Consider the following 17,049-nt stretch of genomic DNA (forward strand, 5'->3'; position numbering starts at 1 on the left):
GTCAGACCCCCGCCTGCTGGCGCTGCCGCCTAAGATGCGGCGGCATCTCGGCATAGACGCCTTCGAACATGTCGCGCGTCGATGGCTTGCCGCCGGCATGCAGCGTGCCATGGCTTTCGGCCTCCTTCTGCGCCGCGATCACCGTTTCGAGGATCTCGGCCTCCGCCTGGGTGTGCCGATCCTCGGACCAGACTTTCTTGTGGATCAGATGGTTCTTCAGCCGGATGACCGGGTCGCCGAGCGGCCAGGCATCCGACTCGGCCTTCGGCCGGTAGGCGGACGGGTCGTCCGACGTCGAATGCGCGCCGACGCGGTAGGTGACATATTCGACCAGCGTCGGCCCGAGATTGGCGCGCGCCCGCTCGACCGCCCATTTGGCTACAGCATGGACGGCGAGATAGTCGTTGCCGTCGACGCGCAGGGAGGGGATCCCGAAGCCCAGCCCGCGCGCGGCAAACGTGCCGGAGCCGCCGCGCGCGATCCCCTGGAAGGTCGAGATCGCCCACTGGTTGTTGACGACGTTGAGCACGACAGGAGCCTTGTAGGTGGAGGCAAACACCAGCGCGGAATGGAAATCGGACTCCGCGGTCGAGCCGTCGCCGATCCAGGCGGCGGCGATGCGCGAATCGTTGGAGATCGCCGAGGCCATCGCCCAGCCGACCGCCTGGATATATTGCGTCGCCAGATTGCCGGAGATCGAGAAGAAGCCGTGCTCCTTCGACGAATACATGATCGGCAGCTGCCGGCCCTTCAGCGGATCGGCCTCGTTGGAATAAATCTGGTTCATCATCGAGACCATCGGATAGCCGTCGGCGATCAGAAGGCCTGCCTGTCGATAAGTCGGGAAATTCATGTCGCCCGGCTGCAGCGCCTTGCGGAAGGCGCAGCTCACCGCCTCTTCGCCCAGATGCTGCATGTAGAAGGAGGTCTTGCCCTGGCGCTGCGCCATCTGCATGCGCGCATCGAAGGTTCTCAGCGTCATCATGTGGCGCAGGCCCTCGAGGAGCTCCTCGTCGCTGAGCAGCCCGGCCCAGGGCCCGACGGCCTCGCCGGCGCGGTTGAGCACGCGGATGATGGAGAAAGCCATGTCGCGGATGGTGCGCGGATCGACATCGATCTCGGGGCGCGGCACCGAGCCGGCCTTGGGAATGGTCACATTGGAGAAATCGGGCGTGCCGCCTGGCCGCACCTCGGGCTCGGGCACATGGAAGCGCAACAGTCCAGCATCGGCCATAAGCTCACATCCTCCAATGTTGCCGGTGCGATATTTGCACATCCGCGCCGCCGGACCAGTGCGAATTCGCCGAGTCTGGGCGCGGTCGTCCTCCCCGGTCGCTGGCCCTGGCAGGCCGATGCGGCACGCAAGCGCCAAGATGCAGATATGGCGGCGAAATTTCTTGTCGATGTTTTCGGCTGGCGCGCAATTTGGCGGAAGTTTGCGGGGCGACTGCCGCCAGATTAGGTAAGTGGGAGGTGGAGGCGCCGCCTTCCCCTTCTCCCCTTGTGGGAGAAGGTGGATCGGCGCGCAGCGCCGAGACGGATGAGGGGTGTTCCAGCGGAGTGAGACGTTGGCTTTCCCTGGAGCACCCCTCATCCGTCGCCTTCGGCGACACCTTCTCCCACAAGGGGAGAAGGAAGAGACGCTGGTTCCCTGCCCCCACGCCATGCTAACTCACGCCCCATGGCACAGAAGAAAGGATACGAGGTCGATTCGTGGCTGGCGCGGCCGGACCCTGCCATGGCGATCGTCCTGCTTTACGGCCCCGACCGCGGCCTTGTCGCCGAGCGGGCGAAAACCTTCGCCGCGAAAACCGGCCTGCCGCTCGATGACCCGTTCTCGGTGGTCAAGCTCGATGGCGCTGACGTCGACCGCGACGAGGGTCGGCTGCTCGACGAGGCGCGTACCGTGCCGATGTTTTCCGACCGGCGGCTGCTTTGGGTGCGCAACGCCAGCGGCCAGAAGGCGCTGGCCGACGACGTCAAGGCGCTGACCGCCGAACCCGCCCGCGACGCCATCATCCTCATCGAGGCGGGCGACCTGAAGAAGGGCACCGGGTTGAGGGCCATTGTCGAGGCCGCCGGCAACGCCATTGCCTTGCCCTGCTATGCCGACGAAGCCCGCGACCTGGACTCGGTGATCGACGACGAATTGCGCAAGGCCGGCATGTCGATGACGCTGGACGCCCGCCAGGCGCTGCGCCGCAATCTCGGCGGCGATCGGCTCGCCTCGCGCGGCGAGATCGAGAAGCTGGTTCTCTACGCCCACGGCAAGAAGGAGATCGACCTCTCGGACGTCAATGCACTGTCCGGCGATGTCTCCGGCGCTTCCTTCGACGCCGCGGTCGACGCCATGCTGGACGGCAAGGTCGGCGACTTGGACATTGCCTTCAACCGCCACTGCCAATCGGGCGGCCATCCCTTCCTGGTGCTGTCCTCGGCGATGCGGCAATTGCAGGCGATCCAGGTGATGCGCGGCCAGATGGAAAGCGGCGGCCGCAACGCCGCCTCGGTCGTCGCCAGCGCCCGCCCGCCCGTCTTCTTCTCGCGCCGCAAGCTGGTGGAAAAGACACTGGAGCGCTGGAACGTCGAGGCGCTCGGCCGCGCTCTCGGCCGACTGCAGACGGCGGTGCTGCAAACACGCAAGCGGCCGGATCTTTCGGAAGCGCTGGCACGGCAGGCGCTGCTCGGCATCGCGATCGAGAGCGCCCGGCTGGGGCAGAGATAGCTGCCTGCCACCGGTCAGTTCATCATCATCATGTCTGCCGGCTGAACGGTAGGCAGCGCCTGTGGAAAGACCAGTACCGCCGCTCCGTAAAGAAGCAGGGCGACACCCGACACCTTCGCTATCCGCTCTCCATAGGGGAGGGTCTTCTCCGCAAAGACCAGCAAGGTGACCACGGCCATTGCGGCGACATTCATGATCCCGAGCGGAAAGAGAGCCAGGAACAAAAGCCAGCAGCAGCCCAGGCAAAAGAGCCCGTGCTCGAGGCCCATGCGCACCGCGCCCCACTGGCCATCGCGCCATGAGGTCAGGATGAAGGCGATCGGCGTACGGCATTTGGCCAGGCACAGGTCTTTCAATGGCGAGAGCTGGTAGGCGCCCGCAACCATCAGCAGCGCGCCGCCGATGCGCGCGGCTGTCGCTTCGGACAATCCCAGATGCGCGGCAAGCATCTCCGCGCCCGCCGCGCCGGCAAAGGCGAGAACGCCCGTCGCGGTCCAAACCAGCATGTACCCGGCCACGAACACCCAGGTCGAGACGAACGCCTGGCCGCGCCCCCGTTTGCCGCTCTGGATCTGGTGAAAGGTCAGGATCATGGGCGCGGCCGCCGGAAACATCATGGCAATCATCATGATCAACCACACGGCGAGAAACAGCGCGGCCGTCATGCCCATGGTGGGGGAATACATGCCCATATCCGCGTCCATGCCGGTCTGCGGCCGGACGAGCAGGGTCCATGCCGCCGCTGCGGCGGCGATCAGCAGCGCGAGGACAATGTTTCGCTGCAGCGTCAGCATCGGCGATTGCCCGTTTCGACTATGCGGGCAGGCGCTATTGCTGGCCGGACCAATTGATCGGAGCGTAATGTCCGTTCCGGCGGGAGTTGTCCCAGCTCATGCCATGGTCGCCGAACGTGCTGCCTTCCGCCCCCATCGCCAGACCGAGCCAGTCGGGATTGATCGGATGGCCGGTGGCCGCCCACATCTCGCCGTCCTCTCGCATCGTCGGCAGCGGCTCGACCGCCATCTTCATGACGCCCGCAATCTCCGCCGAGCGCTTCTTGCCATCCACCTGGTAGTCTATCGGAACCTTCCTGACACCGAGATTGGTGCCGATCATCGGTGCCAGCAATGCCATCGGACCGCCCGCGCCTCCGGTGAAGATTGCGCCTAACGCCTCCGTTTGCCTGTTATCGGCCCGCTCGTCGATATAGGCGGCGGCCGTCCAATTGCCGTCCGCCATCGGACCTGGCGTGTGCGCGACCATTGCCACGCTGAGGCCATCCAATCGAACGTCGCCGAAATTGCCCTTGTCGATATGAAAGACCAATCCGACGTCGCAGACGCCTTTCGTCGGCTTCGATGTCAGCTGTGCGTTAGTGGATAGCAGACAGGGACACACGACATCGCAGCTGCAATTTTCGAAATAGCTTCCAGACAATTGCCAGCTGACTGCCATTTACGCCTCCCATCGTGTCAGGCGTGCGGCGGATCGCTTTGGCGAGGCGGTGCCGTCTCACGAACGATTCGGAACGGCAGATAGCCCTCATAGCGACTGATCGGCACGCCAGGGCATATAGTTTAGCTGTATCTAATGCAGGTTACGCCGATGCCTTGGGGTGTCAAGCGAAAGGCTCCGACGTTGAATCCGCATCTTCTCGTGCAGGCAACCAGATCAAGCGCGGCCGGATAAAGCGCGGTCGCAAGGCGCGGTGCTAGCTGATCTCCCCTTTTTGGCTATGGCATGGGCGTTCCGTCGCGCCCACTCTGCGCTGCTCCCCCGCAAAGAGGGAGATTAGCCCCGCCGCGCTCGTTAGCCACCGTCGCCAACAAAAAAGGCTGGCACATTGCCAGCCCCTCCTTGTCTATCACCAATATATCAGGCGTATCCAGCTTTAAGCCAAAACCTCAGCCACAGCCAAATACCGTGGCGTCCCAGCCGCCTACCGCTCGTCCTTAAGCCGCCGGCAGAGCTCGTCGAGCTGCTCCAGCGAGCGGTAATCCACCTTGAGCGTGCCGCCTTTGCCCTTGTGCTCGATGCTGACGATCATGCCGAGCGTGTCGGTCATCAGCTTTTCGAGCGCCAGCGTGTCGGGATCCTTCTCGGGCGCGCTCGGGGCGGACTTCGCCTTGGCCGGCGTCGGGCCGGCGGGCATCTGCGCCAGCGCTTCCGCCTGGCGCACCGAAAGCCCCTCCTGGACGATGCGCTTGGCGAGCCCGGCCGGGTCTTCGGCGGTGACCAGCGTGCGGGCATGGCCGGCTGACAGGTCGCCGTCGACCAGCATCGAATGGATGACGGGAGGCAGCTTCAACAGACGCAGCGTGTTGGCGACATGGCTGCGGCTCTTGCCGATCACCTGGCCAAGATCAGCCTGGGTGTAACCATGCTCGTCGATGAGTTGCTGATAGCCTTGCGCCTCCTCGACCGGATTGAGGTCGGCGCGCTGCACGTTCTCGATGATCGCCAGCTCCAGCGCCGTGCGGTCGTTGACGTCGCGCACGATCACCGGGATCTCGGTGAGGCCCGCGCGCTGCGCCGCCCGCCAGCGCCGCTCGCCGGCGATGATCTCGTAGCGGCCGGGCTGCGAGGGCGAGGGGCGCGCCACCACCGGCTGCACCACGCCATGCTCGCGGATCGACTGGGCAAGGTCGGTCAGCTCGGCGTCGCCGAAATGCCGGCGCGGGTTCTTCGGATTCGGGCTGACGAATTCGATCGGCACCTTGCCGTCGGCCGCCACCGCCGCGCTCGGCTTTTCCGGCGCCGCCGGACGGTCGATTTCGCCGATCAGCGCCGCGAGGCCGCGGCCCAGTCTTTTTCTCGATTGGTCTTCGCTCATTACACTATCCAGATCGTTTCGGAATCGAATTGGCCGATTAACCAAAGCCGGCGACTGCACTCAGGCGGCGCGCAGCTTGCGCTCGCGGCGGATCACCTCGGAGGCGAGCTGCAGATAGGCCTGGCTGCCCGAGCATTTCAGGTCGTAGAGGATCGCCGGCTTGCCGTAGGACGGCGCTTCGGAAACGCGCACATTGCGCGGGATGATCGTCTCATACACCTTGTCGCCCATATGGGTACGCACATCCTGCACCACCTGGTTGGCGAGGTTGTTGCGCCCGTCATACATGGTAAGCACGATGCCCTGGATGGTGAGATCCGGATTGATCGTGTGGCGCACCTGCTCGACTGTCTCCAACAACTGGCTGAGACCTTCGAGCGCGAAGAACTCGCATTGCAGCGGCACGAGAACGGAATCGGCTGCCGCCATTGAATTCAAAGTCAAAAGATTGAGCGAGGGCGGGCAGTCGATCAGCACATAGCCGAACGGCGCCGAACGCTCAGCCGCGGCGCGCAGCGCGTTGCGCAGCCTGAGCACGCGATCGGGCGCTGAGGCGATCTCCATCTCGATGCCGAGCAGATCGAGCGTCGAGGGCACGATGGACAGGCCCGGCACCGCCGTCGGCACGGCGGCCGCTTCCAGCTCGAGCTCGCCGGTCAGCACGTCATAGGAAGAAACCGTGCGGTCCTTTCGGTCGATGCCGAGCCCGGTGCTGGCATTGCCCTGCGGGTCGAGGTCGACGATCAGCACGCGCTCGCCGATCGCGGCCAGCGCCGTGGCCAGATTGATGGCCGTCGTCGTCTTGCCGACGCCGCCTTTCTGGTTGGCGACAGTGATGATACGCGGTGCTGTGCTCATGGGCCTATGCCAGTAGTTCATTGCTGTTTCGCCGGACGCAAATCGGTGATTTCGAGGATGACGCCGTGCGGGTCGGTCATGCTCGAATGTTCTACCAGATCGAAGGTCCAGCGGTGAGTGCTTTCTTCCACTTCGGCCCGGTAATCCCGGCCTTTGTGGAACAGCGCCCGCGCCCCTTTGGTCAGCCAGGGCGCAGCCAGATCGAGCAGGTCCGGGAGCGCGGCGAGCGCTCGCGCCGTGACGATTTCCGGTGCGGAAACAAGCGCATAGCTATCATCGATACGCCTGGCCAGAACGCGTGCAGGAAGGTTGAACCGGCCAATGACCGACTGCAGGAACGATGCCTTCTTGCGATTGCTTTCGACCAGATCGATCGAGGCGCCGGCACGCTCGGCCAGCAGGAAGCCGAGCACCAATCCGGGGAACCCGCCGCCCGAGCCGAGATCGACCCAGCGTGTCGCGGCGGGCGCGATTCGCGCGAGCTGGGCGCTGTCCAGAATATGGCGGCGCCAGACATCGTCGAGCGTCGACGGCGCCGCCAGATTGATGCTGCGGTTCCATTTCAGGAACAGCTGCTCGAAGGCCCGCAGCCGTTCGAATGTTTCACGTGAAACCGGACCCGCTGCTTGCCGCAGGTCCGCCCAGGGATCCGCAGTCACGCCACAGACCTTCGTGCGGCAAGCTCGGCATTGCGGACATGTGCGACGATGATCGCCAGCGCCGCCGGCGTCATGCCTTCCATTCGTTGCGCGTCGGCGATCGAACGCGGCCGACGTATCTTCATCTTCTGCTTCAGCTCATTTGACAGGCCCGGCACATCGGAAAAGTCGATCGCCTCCGGGATAAGCCGCGATTCCTCATGCCTGATCTGCGCGACATCGGCCTGCTGGCGATCGAGGTAAACCGAATATTTCGCCTCCGTTTCGAGCCGCTCGGCCGTCTTGGCGTCAAGCGCGGCAAAGCGCGGCTCGACGCGGGCGAGCCAGTCCATATCGACGCCCGGATGCGCGAGCAACTCGTAAGCCGAGCGCCGCACGCCGTCCCGGTTGATCTCGAGCCCATGCCGTGCCGCCTCGTTCGGCGTCCAGGTGACCGACTTGGCCAAGGCGCGAGCCTCGTCCAGCTTCTTCGCCATCCCGCCAAAGCGCTGCAGCCGCTCCGACGACGCGATGCCGAGCTTTTCAGCCAGCGGCGTCAGCCGCTCGTCGGCATTATCGGCGCGCAGCGAAAGCCTGAACTCGGCGCGCGAGGTGAACATGCGATAGGGCTCGGCGATGCCGCGGCTGGTGAGGTCATCCACCATCACGCCGATATAGGCCTCGGTTCGGCTAAGCACGACCGGCTCGCTCGCCGACGCCTTGCGCGCCGCGTTTATGCCGGCAAGCAGGCCTTGCGCGCCGGCCTCTTCATAGCCGGTCGTGCCGTTGATCTGCCCGGCCAGGAACAGGCCCGCGACCCGCTTCGTCTCCAGCGTCGTCTTCAGCTCGCGCGGGTCGACATGATCATACTCAATCGCGTAGCCCGGCTGCAGCATGGTTGCCTTTTCGAGCCCCGGAATGGTCTTCAGGATCTCGAGCTGCACATCCTCAGGCAGCGAGGTCGAGATGCCGTTCGGATAGACGGTGTAGTCATCGAGCCCTTCCGGCTCGAGGAAGATCTGGTGGCCCTCACGGTCGCCGAACTTGACGATCTTGTCCTCGATCGACGGGCAGTAGCGCGGCCCGACCCCTTCGATCGAGCCGGAATACATGGCCGAGCGGCCGAGATTGGCGCGGATCAGCTCATGCGTCGCCGGCATGGTCCGTGTGATGCCGCAATGGATTTGGGGATTGGCGATTGCGTCCGTCATCAGCGAGAACGGCACCGGATCGTCGTCCGCGGCCTGGCTTTCCAGCGCGGCCCAGTCGATGGTGCGGCCATCGAGGCGAGGGGGTGTTCCGGTCTTCAGGCGCCCTAGCTTGAAGCCCGCGCGGCTCATGGTCGCCGACAAACCCATGCTGGCCTGCTCGTTCATGCGGCCGGCGACGATCTTCTTCTCGCCGATATGGATCAGGCCACGCAGAAAGGTGCCGGTGGTCAGCACGACGGCGCCGCAGGCAAGGCGACGGTTGCCCGATATCTGAACGGCTGCGACCTGTCCCTCGACGATTTCAAAGTCGAGAACCTCGCCCTCGATCACGTCGAGATTGGTCTGCCGCCGAATCGCTTCCTGCATGGCCAGGCGATAAAGCTTGCGGTCGGCTTGGGTGCGCGGCCCGCGCACGGCCGGACCCTTGCGGCGGTTGAGCAGGCGGAACTGGATGCCGGCGGCATCCGCAATACGACCCATCAACCCATCCATAGCGTCGATTTCGCGCACGAGATGTCCCTTGCCGAGACCGCCGATCGCTGGGTTGCAGGACATGACGCCGATCGTATCGAAACGCAGCGTCACCAGCGCGGTCCTCGCGCCGCCGCGCGCGGCGGCGCTGGCCGCGTCGCAACCGGCATGCCCGCCGCCCACCACCACCACGTCATAGTGATCGGTCATTTTCCAAGAATCCGCTTTCAGAGATGGTTTGACACATGTCCCTGCTACCGCCGGCTGTCAAGGAGCGGAGCCGTTTCACGTGAAACATTGATCCGCATTCCAGCCGGTGTTTCACGTGAATCACTGCGGGGTAGGCTCCGCCCCATGTTTCACGTGAATCACTTACCGATGCAGAACTGCGAAAAGATGACGTCGAGCAAATCTTCGACGTCGACCGCACCGACAATGCGCCCCAGGCGCTCGGCCGCCAGCCGCAGATCCTCGGCGCGTAACTCCTGGCTTCGCCCTGACAGCGCCGCCCGCAGGAAATCCGTCGCCTCCCTGAGCAGCTCGACATGGCGCAGCCTGGACGGCAAGACGTCGCCCGCATCGCTAACCGCCGCGGCGGCGCGGACTGCGATCTCGTCCAGCAGGCGGTCCAGACCGCTGCCGTCCTTGGATGAGATCGCAACGTCGTAGCCCCCGACGCAGGCATCGGCAATATCCGACTTGGTTCCGATCCTCAACAGCGGGGCCCCGCTCGGAACACTTTCGACGGAAACCGGGACGGTCATATCTTCCAGCAACAGAACCAGATCCGCCCCTTCCGCTTTGGCCCGCGCCCGCTCGATGCCGATCGACTCCACCTTGCCCGCGGCCTCACGCAGCCCGGCCGTATCGACAAGCCGCACCTTCAGCCCTTTGAGGTCCATGACGATCTCGAGCAGATCGCGGGTCGTGCCGGGCTCGTCGGTGACGATCGCCGCCTCGCGCTTCGCCAAAGCGTTGAACAGGCTGGACTTGCCGGCATTTGGAGCGCCGATGATCACGACTTCGAAACCGTCGCGAATGATCTCCGCCGCCTTGAAGCCTTCGATGTGCCACTCGATCTCGCCGAGCATCGCGGCCACATCCGACCAGACCGCTTCCGAGACGGAGCCGGGCACATCCTCTTCGTCGGCGAAGTCGATCTCCGCCTCGATCATGGCGCGGGCATGGATGAGCCGGCGGCGCCAGTTCGAATAAAGCTCGCTCTGCGCGCCTCCGGCGTTGCGCACAGCGAAGCGGCGCTGCGCTTCCGTCTCGGCATTGACGAGATCGGCTAATGCCTCCGTCTCGACCAGACCCAACCGGCCGTTGAGAAAGGCGCGCCGAGTGAACTCTCCGGGCTCGGCGTGCCTGACGCCCTCGAAGCCGGTGATCGTCTCAAGCATTTTGGCCGCGACGGCGCGGCCGCCATGGACCTGGAACTCGGCGACGTCTTCGCCCGTGAAGCTGCCGGGGCCTGGAAAGAACAGGACAAGCCCGTGGTCGATCGTCGAGCCGTCCGCCGCCCTGAGCCTCCGCAAATTGGTAAACCGATCCTTAATCGGGCCGGCTATCGTTTCGACCACCAATCGAGTCTTCGGTCCCGAGACACGGATAACCGCGATGCCGGCGGGCAGTCGGCCGCTGGAAAGCGCTACGATCGAATCCTTCGAAGCCATTGGCGAAACCATTTGCCGGACCTGCCGAACCGCCTAGATTAAATGGTAGAGCATGTCAGCCGAAACCGCTCCACACGTTTCGGCATCATGCTCCAGCCTTTATCAAACCCGAATGCCGAGCCGCCCATCGTGACCTTGCCCGCGCGAAACTTGCTTGCCGAAGAAGCCAGCCCCTATCTGCGGCAACACAGCGACAATCCTGTCCATTGGCGCGGCTGGTCGCCGGCAGCCCTTGCCGAAGCGAAGGAACTGGAGCGGCCGATCCTGCTTTCCATCGGCTACGCCGCGTGCCACTGGTGCCATGTCATGGCCCATGAAAGCTTCGAGAACGACTCCGTGGCGGCCGTCATGAACCGGCTCTACGTGAATATCAAGGTCGATCGCGAGGAGCGGCCGGACATCGACCAGATCTATATGGCGGCACTGCATGCCATGGGCGAGCAGGGCGGCTGGCCGCTCACCATGTTCCTGACGCCCGACGGCAAGCCTTTCTGGGGCGGCACCTATTTTCCGCGCGAGGCGCGTTACGGGCGGCCGGGCTTCATCCAGGTGCTGGAGGCTGTCGACAAGGCCTGGCGCGAAAAGCAGCAGAGCCTCGCCGAAAGCGCCGATGGGCTGACCGCCCATGTCGAGCAGCGACTGGCCGGCGCGACGGGGAAGGCTGTGCTCGATCGCGATACGCTCAGCGATCTCGCCGGCCGCGTCGACGGCATGATCGACCGCGATCTCGGCGGCTTGAAGGGCGCGCCGAAATTCCCCAACGCACCTTTCATGCACACACTGTGGCTGTCCTGGCTGCGCGACGGCCGTGCGGAGCATCGCGACGCCGTGGTCACCAGCCTCGAAAAGATGCTCGCCGGCGGCATCTACGATCACGTCGGCGGCGGCCTCAGCCGCTATTCGACCGACGCCGAGTGGCTGGTGCCGCATTTCGAGAAGATGCTTTACGACAATGCCCAGCTCATCCGCCTGTGCAACTGGGCCTATGCCGCAACCGGCGACAACTTGTTCCGGCTGCGAATCGAAGAGACGGTCGCCTGGCTGCTGCGCGAGATGCGGGTCGAAGGCGGCGCCTTCGCCTCCAGCCTCGACGCCGACAGCGACGGCGAGGAGGGGCTTTTCTACACCTGGAGCAGGGAAGAGGTTGAAGCCGCGCTGGGCGGCGATGCACCGAGCTTCGTCCGGTATTTCGAGCTGGCTGCCCCGCATGGCTGGGAAGGAAAACCGATCATTCGCCAGAGCGAGGCGCAGCAGGTTCAGGGCATCGCCGACGACGCTCAGCTTGCGCCGCTGAAGGCAAAGCTGTTGGTCGTTCGCGAAACGCGGGTCAGGCCAGGCCGTGACGGCAAGGCGCTCACCGACTGGAATGGGCTGATGATCGCAGCACTCGCCGAAGCGGGACGCTCCCTTGGCAGGCGCGACTGGATCGAGGCCGCGGCCGAGGCTTTCGCCCATATCGCCGAGGCCAGTCAGGACGGCCGCCTGCCGCATTCCATGCTCGGGACGAAGAAACTTTTCCCCGCGCTGTCCAGCGACTATGCCGCCATGACCAACGCGGCGATCGCGTTGTTCGAGGCGACCGGCGATCCGGCCTATTCCGATCGCGCCAGACGCTTCATCGGTGAGCTCGACCGCTGGCATCTGGACGACGACAAGACCGGCTACTGGCTGACCGCGTCGGACAGCGGCGACGTGCCGATCCGCATCCGCGGCGATGTCGACGAGGCGATCCCCTCGGCCACCAGCCAGATCGTCGAGGCGCTGGTGCGGTTGTCATCGCTTACCGGCGATCTCGATCTTTGGGAAAAGGCCTGGGCAACCGCCGAACATGCCATGGGCCGCGCCGCGCAACAGGCCTATGGCCAGGCCGGCATTGTCAATGCCTGCGCGCTGGCGCTCGAACCACTGAAGCTCGTCATTATAGATAAGCCGGAGTCTTCAAGCCTCGTTCCGGTTGCGAATCGGAATCCCGACCCTCGCCGGGTCGATATCGTCGTGCCGATCGGTACGGAAGCGAATCGACCGCTCTTGCCGGGCGGCGTGCTGCCGCCGAGGGACAAAGCAGGCGCCTGGTTCTGCAGCGGCCAGGTCTGCCTGCCGGCGGTGACGGATGCAGAAGAGTTGGAAAAGCTGTTGCGGCGATAGCGCCTTTTCCCTTCTCCCCCTGTGGGAGAAGGTGGATCGGCGCGAAGCGCCGAGACGGATGAGGGGTGTTCCAGCGGAGTGACACGTCGGCTTTCCCTGGAGCACCCCTCATCCGTCGCCTACGGCGACACCTTCTCCCACAGGGGAGAAGGGGAGCGCTGCCCAATCACGTATTCATCGAATCGAAGAAATCCGCGTTGGTCTTCGTCTGCTTGAGCTTGTCGATAAGGAACTCGATCGCGTCGGTCGTGCCCATAGGCGCGAGGATGCGGCGCAGCACGAAAATCTTCTGCAGATCCGCGCGCGGCACAAGCAGGTCTTCCTTGCGGGTGCCCGACTTGAGGATGTCCATCGCCGGGTAGATGCGCTTGTCGGCCACCTTGCGGTCGAGCTGGATTTCGCAGTTTCCGGTGCCCTTGAACTCTTCGAAGATGACTTCGTCCATGCGGCTGCCGGTATCGATCAGCGCGGTGGCGATAATGGTGAGCGAGCCGCCTTCCTCGATGTTGCGGGCGGCGCCGAAGAAGCGCTTCGGGCGCTGCAGCGCGTTGGCGTCGACACCGCCGGTCAGCACCTTGCCGGATGACGGCACGACGGTGTTGTAGGCGCGGCCGAGGCGCGTGATCGAATCCAGCAGGATGACCACGTCGCGGCCATGCTCGACGAGGCGCTTGGCCTTCTCGATCACCATTTCGGCGACCTGCACGTGGCGCGCCGCCGGCTCGTCGAAGGTCGAAGAGATCACCTCGCCCTTCACCGAGCGCTGCATGTCGGTCACTTCCTCCGGACGCTCATCAATCAGAAGCACGATCAGATAGCATTCCGGATGATTGGCGGTGATCGAATGGGCGATGTTCTGCATCAGCACCGTCTTACCGGTGCGCGGCTGCGCGTTGATCAGCGCGCGCTGGCCCTTGCCGATCGGCGCGACCAGGTCGATCACGCGCGGCGAGATGTCCTTGGAGGTCGGATTGTCGACCTCCATCTTCAGCCGCTTGGTCGGGTAGAGCGGCGTCAGATTGTCGAAGTGAATCTTGTGCCGGATCTTTTCGGGATCGTCGAAATTGATGGTGTTGACCTTGAGCAGCGCGAAGTAGCGCTCGCCCTCTTTCGGGCTGCGGATCGGTCCTTCGACCGTATCGCCGGTCTTGAGCGAAAAGCGCCTGATCTGCGACGGCGAGATATAGATGTCGTCGGGACCTGGCAGATAGTTGGCGTTGGCCGAGCGCAGGAAGCCGAAACCGTCCTGCAGCACCTCGACGACGCCGTCGCCGATGATCTCGACGTCCTGCGCGGCGAGCTTCTTCAGGATCGCGAACATCAGCTCCTGCTTGCGCATGACGCTGGCGTTCTCCACCTCGAGCGATTCGGCATAAGCGATCAGCTCCGGCGGCTTCTTGTTCTTGAACTCTGCGAGTTTCATTTCTTGCATCAGATAGACTCTGGGTAGGCTTTTGGGAGAAAAATCGGCTGAATACGACAAATGCCGGGCGCGGCCGAAGCGAGTAAAAGGGGCGGCGCATGACGGGAAGGAAGACCCGTCTTTTATCGTCGGTCGCCTGAAAGAGCAAGCCGCCTTTTGCGGATCCTGGCTGGGGTCGGAGAAGCCAAAGCATGATCCCGAACCGGAGGTCAGCGTAAGCAAAAACGCGAACCAGCTCTCGGAAAGATCACGCTCCTGATCTAGAACGGCTTCACGACGACCAGGATGACGATGACGATCATCAACAATGTGGGGATCTCGTTGACGATTCGCCAGTGGCGCGCCGGTTTTTCGTTCTTGTCCTCGGCGAATTTCCTGACCGCGCCGGCGAGATAGCCATGCAGGCCCGATAGGACGAGCACCAGCGTGATCTTGGCGTGCAGCCAGCCGCCCTGGAATGCAAAGCCTTTCCAGGCCAGCCAAAGCCCGAACACCCAGGTCAGGATCATCGCCGGGTTGATGATGGCCCTCAGCAGCCGGCGCTCCATCACCTTGAAGGTCTCGGACTGGACCGAGCCTTTCTCGGCATCGACGTGATAGACGAACAGCCTGGGCAGATAGAGCATGCCGGCCATCCAGGAAATGACCGCGATCACATGGATCGCCTTCGCCCAGAGATAGAAGCCGTCGCCGGCGACGAGATAGAGCAGCGCCGTCAAGGCGACGAGCACGGCAATGCCGATCGTCATGCGCATCATCGCCTGGCCGGTGCTGTTCTCGTTGCTCATCGATGGCTCCTCACCATTTTCACCATCGTCTCGACATGCGCCACCGGGGTCTCCGGCGTGATGCCGTGGCCGAGATTGAAGATCAGCGGCCCACCACCCAAAGTGCTCAGAATGGCATCGACGCCGTCGGCTAGCGCCTTGCCACCGGCGACTAGGCGCAGCGGATCGAGATTGCCTTGCACCGCGCCGTCGCGCTGCAATTCCTTCGCCATCGACAAAGGCACGGTCCAGTCGAGGCCGAGACCAGCAATGCCGGTCTTCTTCCTGTAGTCGCGATAGCGTTCGCCGGCCCCCTTGGGAAAACCGATCACCGGCACGTGGGGGTGAATCGCCTTCACTTGGGCGACGATCTCGGCCACCGGTTCGACGCAGAAAGCCTCGAAGGACGGTTCGTCCAGCACGCCCGACCAGGAATCGAAAATCTGCACCGCATCGGCGCCGGCTTCGATCTGGCGGATCAGATAGGCGGCCGAATGGTCGGCCAGCGTCTTCAAAAGCTTCGCGAAGGCCTCGGGCTCGCGATAGGCGAAAAGCCGGGCGGGGCCCTGGTCGGGCGTACCATGTCCGGCGATCATATAGGTCGCCACCGTCCAGGGCGCGCCGCAGAAGCCGAGCAGCGTCGTCTCGTCGGGCAATTTCGCGCGCAGCCGGCGCACGGTCTCGTAGACCGGTTCGAGATTCACGTGAAACACTTCGCCGTTCAGCGCGGGGATCTCGGCCGCCGTGATCGGCTTCAGGACCGGCCCGCGGCCTTCCTCGAAACGGACCTCGCGCCCCAGGGCATTGGGCACGACGAGAATGTCGGAGAACAGGATCGAAGCGTCGAAGCCGAAGCGTTCGATCGGCTGCAGCGTCACCTCGACGGCGAGGTCCGGATCGTAGCAAAGATCGAGGAAGGATCCGGCCCGCTTCCTTGTCTCGCGGTACTCCGGAAGATAGCGGCCCGCCTGACGCATCATCCAGAGCGGCGGCGGTAAAACCGTCTCGCCCTTGAGGACGTCCAGCACGATCCGTTTCCCAGCCATCCAGCGCTGCCCTCTCCAGTTCTCTTAAATCAAATATCTATTTTAAAAGAGTCTTCTGATTCTAAGAGTCTGTTGGTTGTGATGGTTGCGACCTGTCCAGCCTGCGGCGCGAAAAGGCCAGTCAGCATATTGTCGCGTACTCGCTTCCGCAATTTGGAGGGTTCTGGGGACGAAGCCGATACAGGCTTTGGAGTCAAAAGCTTAGGCTTTCCGCTCCGAACTCCTTGCTGTGGATGAAACCGGCCGAGAAAAGTTGATCCCCGGTTTTGTCCCCAGCGCCGCGGCAAAGCCTACAGCAGGTCGAATTGTGGACAAGCGGCCATCTGATACAGTCGCTTTTTGACCCAAGGCCTGCCCATCCAGCCTTGTCCACAATTGCCCACAGCCTGGACCTATCGCCTGTGAACAAACCTCAGAGCTTCTTCCATTTGCACCTGATCTCCGACGCCACCGGCGAAACGCTGCTGGCGGCCGGCCGCGCGGCGTCCGCGCAATATAAGGACGCGCGCGCCATCGAACATATCTATCCGCTGATCCGCACCGAGAAGCAGGTTGCCAAGGTCTTCGAGGACATCGAGGAAGAGCCCGGCATCATTCTCTATACGGTCGTCGACCAGAAGCTCGCCCGCTCGATCGACGAGCGCTGCGCCGCCATGGGCCTGCCTTGCGTCTCGGTGCTGGAGCCGGTGCTCAGCGTTTTCCAGTCCTATCTCGGCACGCCGGCCGGCCGCCGGGTCGGCGCCCAGCACGTGCTCGACGCCGAATATTTCCGCCGCATCGACGCGCTGAACTTCACCATGGAGCATGATGACGGCCAGCTGCCGGCCAATATGGAGGATGCCGACGTCGTGCTGATCGGCATCTCGCGCACCTCGAAGACGCCGACCTCGATCTATCTCGCCAATCGCGGCATCAAGACCGCCAACATCCCGATCGTGCTCGGCGTGCCGCTGCCCGAGAGCCTGATTGCCGCCAAGACGCCTTTGGTCGTCGGTCTCGTCGCCACGGCAGAGCGCATCTCACATGTGCGGCAAAACCGCATCCTCGGCAACAGCGCCGCCTTCGTGCCGACAGATTATGTCGACCGCGCCGCGATCAACGAGGAGCTTGCCTATGCCCGCCAGCTCTGCACGAGGCATGGCTGGCCGATGATCGATGTCAGCCGCCGCTCCATCGAGGAAACGGCGGCGGCTATCGTTGCCCTGCGGGGAAAGACGCGCTAGGGCGTCGATATTCAGGTGGTGCCGGCCTGCAAG

Annotated in this window: 14 protein-coding genes; 3 read left to right on the plus strand and 11 right to left on the minus strand. The window is 63.9% G+C overall.

Features of this window, described 5'->3' with window-relative positions:
- Position 1: 1 nt before the first annotated feature.
- Complete coding sequence (locus ACVMIM_RS03625) at positions 2-1,234, minus strand: 3-methyl-2-oxobutanoate dehydrogenase (2-methylpropanoyl-transferring) subunit alpha (protein ID WP_278049811.1); 1,233 nt, start codon at positions 1,232-1,234, stop codon at positions 2-4.
- 447 nt (positions 1,235-1,681) lie between these two features.
- Between ACVMIM_RS03625 and holA the strand changes: the two genes are divergently transcribed.
- Positions 1,682-2,725: a DNA polymerase III subunit delta gene (holA, locus tag ACVMIM_RS03630; protein WP_476110490.1), complete on the plus strand. Its 1,044-nt coding sequence runs from the start codon at positions 1,682-1,684 to the stop codon at positions 2,723-2,725.
- Between the two features lie 14 nt (positions 2,726-2,739).
- On the opposite strand, the gene ACVMIM_RS03635 is transcribed toward holA, so the two are convergent.
- From ACVMIM_RS03635 to mnmE, 7 genes are all read right to left on the minus strand, one after another.
- Positions 2,740-3,519, minus strand: a complete 780-nt coding sequence (locus ACVMIM_RS03635; RefSeq protein WP_476110491.1) for a DUF2182 domain-containing protein — start codon at positions 3,517-3,519, stop codon at positions 2,740-2,742.
- A 34-nt stretch (positions 3,520-3,553) separates the two neighbouring features.
- Entirely contained in the window at positions 3,554-4,180 is a 627-nt protein-coding gene (locus ACVMIM_RS03640) for a DUF1326 domain-containing protein (RefSeq protein WP_476110492.1), read from the minus strand.
- A 484-nt stretch (positions 4,181-4,664) separates the two neighbouring features.
- Positions 4,665-5,558, minus strand: a complete 894-nt coding sequence (locus ACVMIM_RS03645; protein ID WP_040999221.1) for a ParB/RepB/Spo0J family partition protein — start codon at positions 5,556-5,558, stop codon at positions 4,665-4,667.
- A gap of 60 nt (positions 5,559-5,618) precedes the next feature.
- Positions 5,619-6,416, minus strand: coding sequence for a ParA family protein (locus ACVMIM_RS03650; protein ID WP_040999223.1), 798 nt, complete (start codon positions 6,414-6,416; stop codon positions 5,619-5,621).
- Positions 6,417-6,433: 17 nt separating this feature from the next.
- Positions 6,434-7,075, minus strand: coding sequence for a 16S rRNA (guanine(527)-N(7))-methyltransferase RsmG (rsmG, locus tag ACVMIM_RS03655; RefSeq protein WP_476110493.1), 642 nt, complete (start codon positions 7,073-7,075; stop codon positions 6,434-6,436).
- Positions 7,072-8,946 carry a tRNA uridine-5-carboxymethylaminomethyl(34) synthesis enzyme MnmG gene (gene mnmG, locus ACVMIM_RS03660; protein ID WP_476110494.1) on the minus strand — a complete coding sequence of 625 codons (1,875 nt, stop codon included), beginning with the start codon at positions 8,944-8,946 and terminating at the stop codon, positions 7,072-7,074. Before mnmG ends, rsmG begins: the two co-directional genes overlap by 4 nt.
- Positions 8,947-9,104: 158 nt before the next feature.
- On the minus strand, positions 9,105-10,412 hold the full coding sequence (gene mnmE / locus ACVMIM_RS03665) for a tRNA uridine-5-carboxymethylaminomethyl(34) synthesis GTPase MnmE (RefSeq protein ID WP_476110496.1): 1,308 nt from the start codon (positions 10,410-10,412) through the stop codon (positions 9,105-9,107).
- A 129-nt stretch (positions 10,413-10,541) separates the two neighbouring features.
- On the opposite strand from mnmE, the gene ACVMIM_RS03670 reads away from it, so the two are divergent.
- Positions 10,542-12,557, plus strand: a complete 2,016-nt coding sequence (locus ACVMIM_RS03670; RefSeq protein ID WP_476110498.1) for a thioredoxin domain-containing protein — start codon at positions 10,542-10,544, stop codon at positions 12,555-12,557.
- 166 nt (positions 12,558-12,723) lie between these two features.
- On the opposite strand, the gene rho is transcribed toward ACVMIM_RS03670, so the two are convergent.
- The 3 genes from rho to hemE form a co-directional block, all read right to left on the minus strand.
- Entirely contained in the window at positions 12,724-13,989 is a 1,266-nt protein-coding gene (rho, locus tag ACVMIM_RS03675; protein ID WP_476110500.1) for a transcription termination factor Rho, read from the minus strand.
- Positions 13,990-14,240: 251 nt separating this feature from the next.
- Positions 14,241-14,768, minus strand: a complete 528-nt coding sequence (hemJ, locus tag ACVMIM_RS03680; RefSeq protein WP_476110501.1) for a protoporphyrinogen oxidase HemJ — start codon at positions 14,766-14,768, stop codon at positions 14,241-14,243.
- Positions 14,765-15,793, minus strand: a complete 1,029-nt coding sequence (hemE, locus tag ACVMIM_RS03685) for a uroporphyrinogen decarboxylase (protein ID WP_476110503.1) — start codon at positions 15,791-15,793, stop codon at positions 14,765-14,767. The genes hemJ and hemE overlap by 4 nt, the downstream gene beginning before the upstream one ends.
- A gap of 401 nt (positions 15,794-16,194) precedes the next feature.
- Here hemE and ACVMIM_RS03690 point away from each other — a divergent pair, with 401 nt between their 5' ends.
- Complete coding sequence (locus tag ACVMIM_RS03690; protein ID WP_278049799.1) at positions 16,195-17,016, plus strand: pyruvate, water dikinase regulatory protein; 822 nt, start codon at positions 16,195-16,197, stop codon at positions 17,014-17,016.
- The last annotated feature ends 33 nt before the right edge of the window (positions 17,017-17,049 follow it).

It is taken from the genome of Mesorhizobium sp. USDA 4413, from assembly GCF_056280365.1.

Excerpts from the sequence above, each read along its gene's own strand:
- ACVMIM_RS03635 (WP_476110491.1), bottom strand. The coding sequence starts at position 3,519 with ATGCTGACGCTGCAGCGAAACATTGTCCTCGCGCTGCTGATCGCCGCC.
- mnmG (WP_476110494.1), bottom strand. The coding sequence starts at position 8,946 with ATGACCGATCACTATGACGTGGTGGTGGTGGGCGGCGGGCATGCCGGT.
- hemJ (WP_476110501.1), bottom strand. The coding sequence starts at position 14,768 with ATGAGCAACGAGAACAGCACCGGCCAGGCGATGATGCGCATGACGATC.
- mnmE (WP_476110496.1), bottom strand. The coding sequence starts at position 10,412 with ATGGCTTCGAAGGATTCGATCGTAGCGCTTTCCAGCGGCCGACTGCCC.
- ACVMIM_RS03625 (WP_278049811.1), bottom strand. The coding sequence starts at position 1,234 with ATGGCCGATGCTGGACTGTTGCGCTTCCATGTGCCCGAGCCCGAGGTG.
- ACVMIM_RS03640 (WP_476110492.1), bottom strand. The coding sequence starts at position 4,180 with ATGGCAGTCAGCTGGCAATTGTCTGGAAGCTATTTCGAAAATTGCAGC.
- ACVMIM_RS03650 (WP_040999223.1), bottom strand. The coding sequence starts at position 6,416 with ATGAGCACAGCACCGCGTATCATCACTGTCGCCAACCAGAAAGGCGGC.
- holA (WP_476110490.1), top strand. The coding sequence starts at position 1,682 with ATGGCACAGAAGAAAGGATACGAGGTCGATTCGTGGCTGGCGCGGCCG.
- ACVMIM_RS03645 (WP_040999221.1), bottom strand. The coding sequence starts at position 5,558 with ATGAGCGAAGACCAATCGAGAAAAAGACTGGGCCGCGGCCTCGCGGCG.
- hemE (WP_476110503.1), bottom strand. The coding sequence starts at position 15,793 with ATGGCTGGGAAACGGATCGTGCTGGACGTCCTCAAGGGCGAGACGGTT.
- rho (WP_476110500.1), bottom strand. The coding sequence starts at position 13,989 with ATGCAAGAAATGAAACTCGCAGAGTTCAAGAACAAGAAGCCGCCGGAG.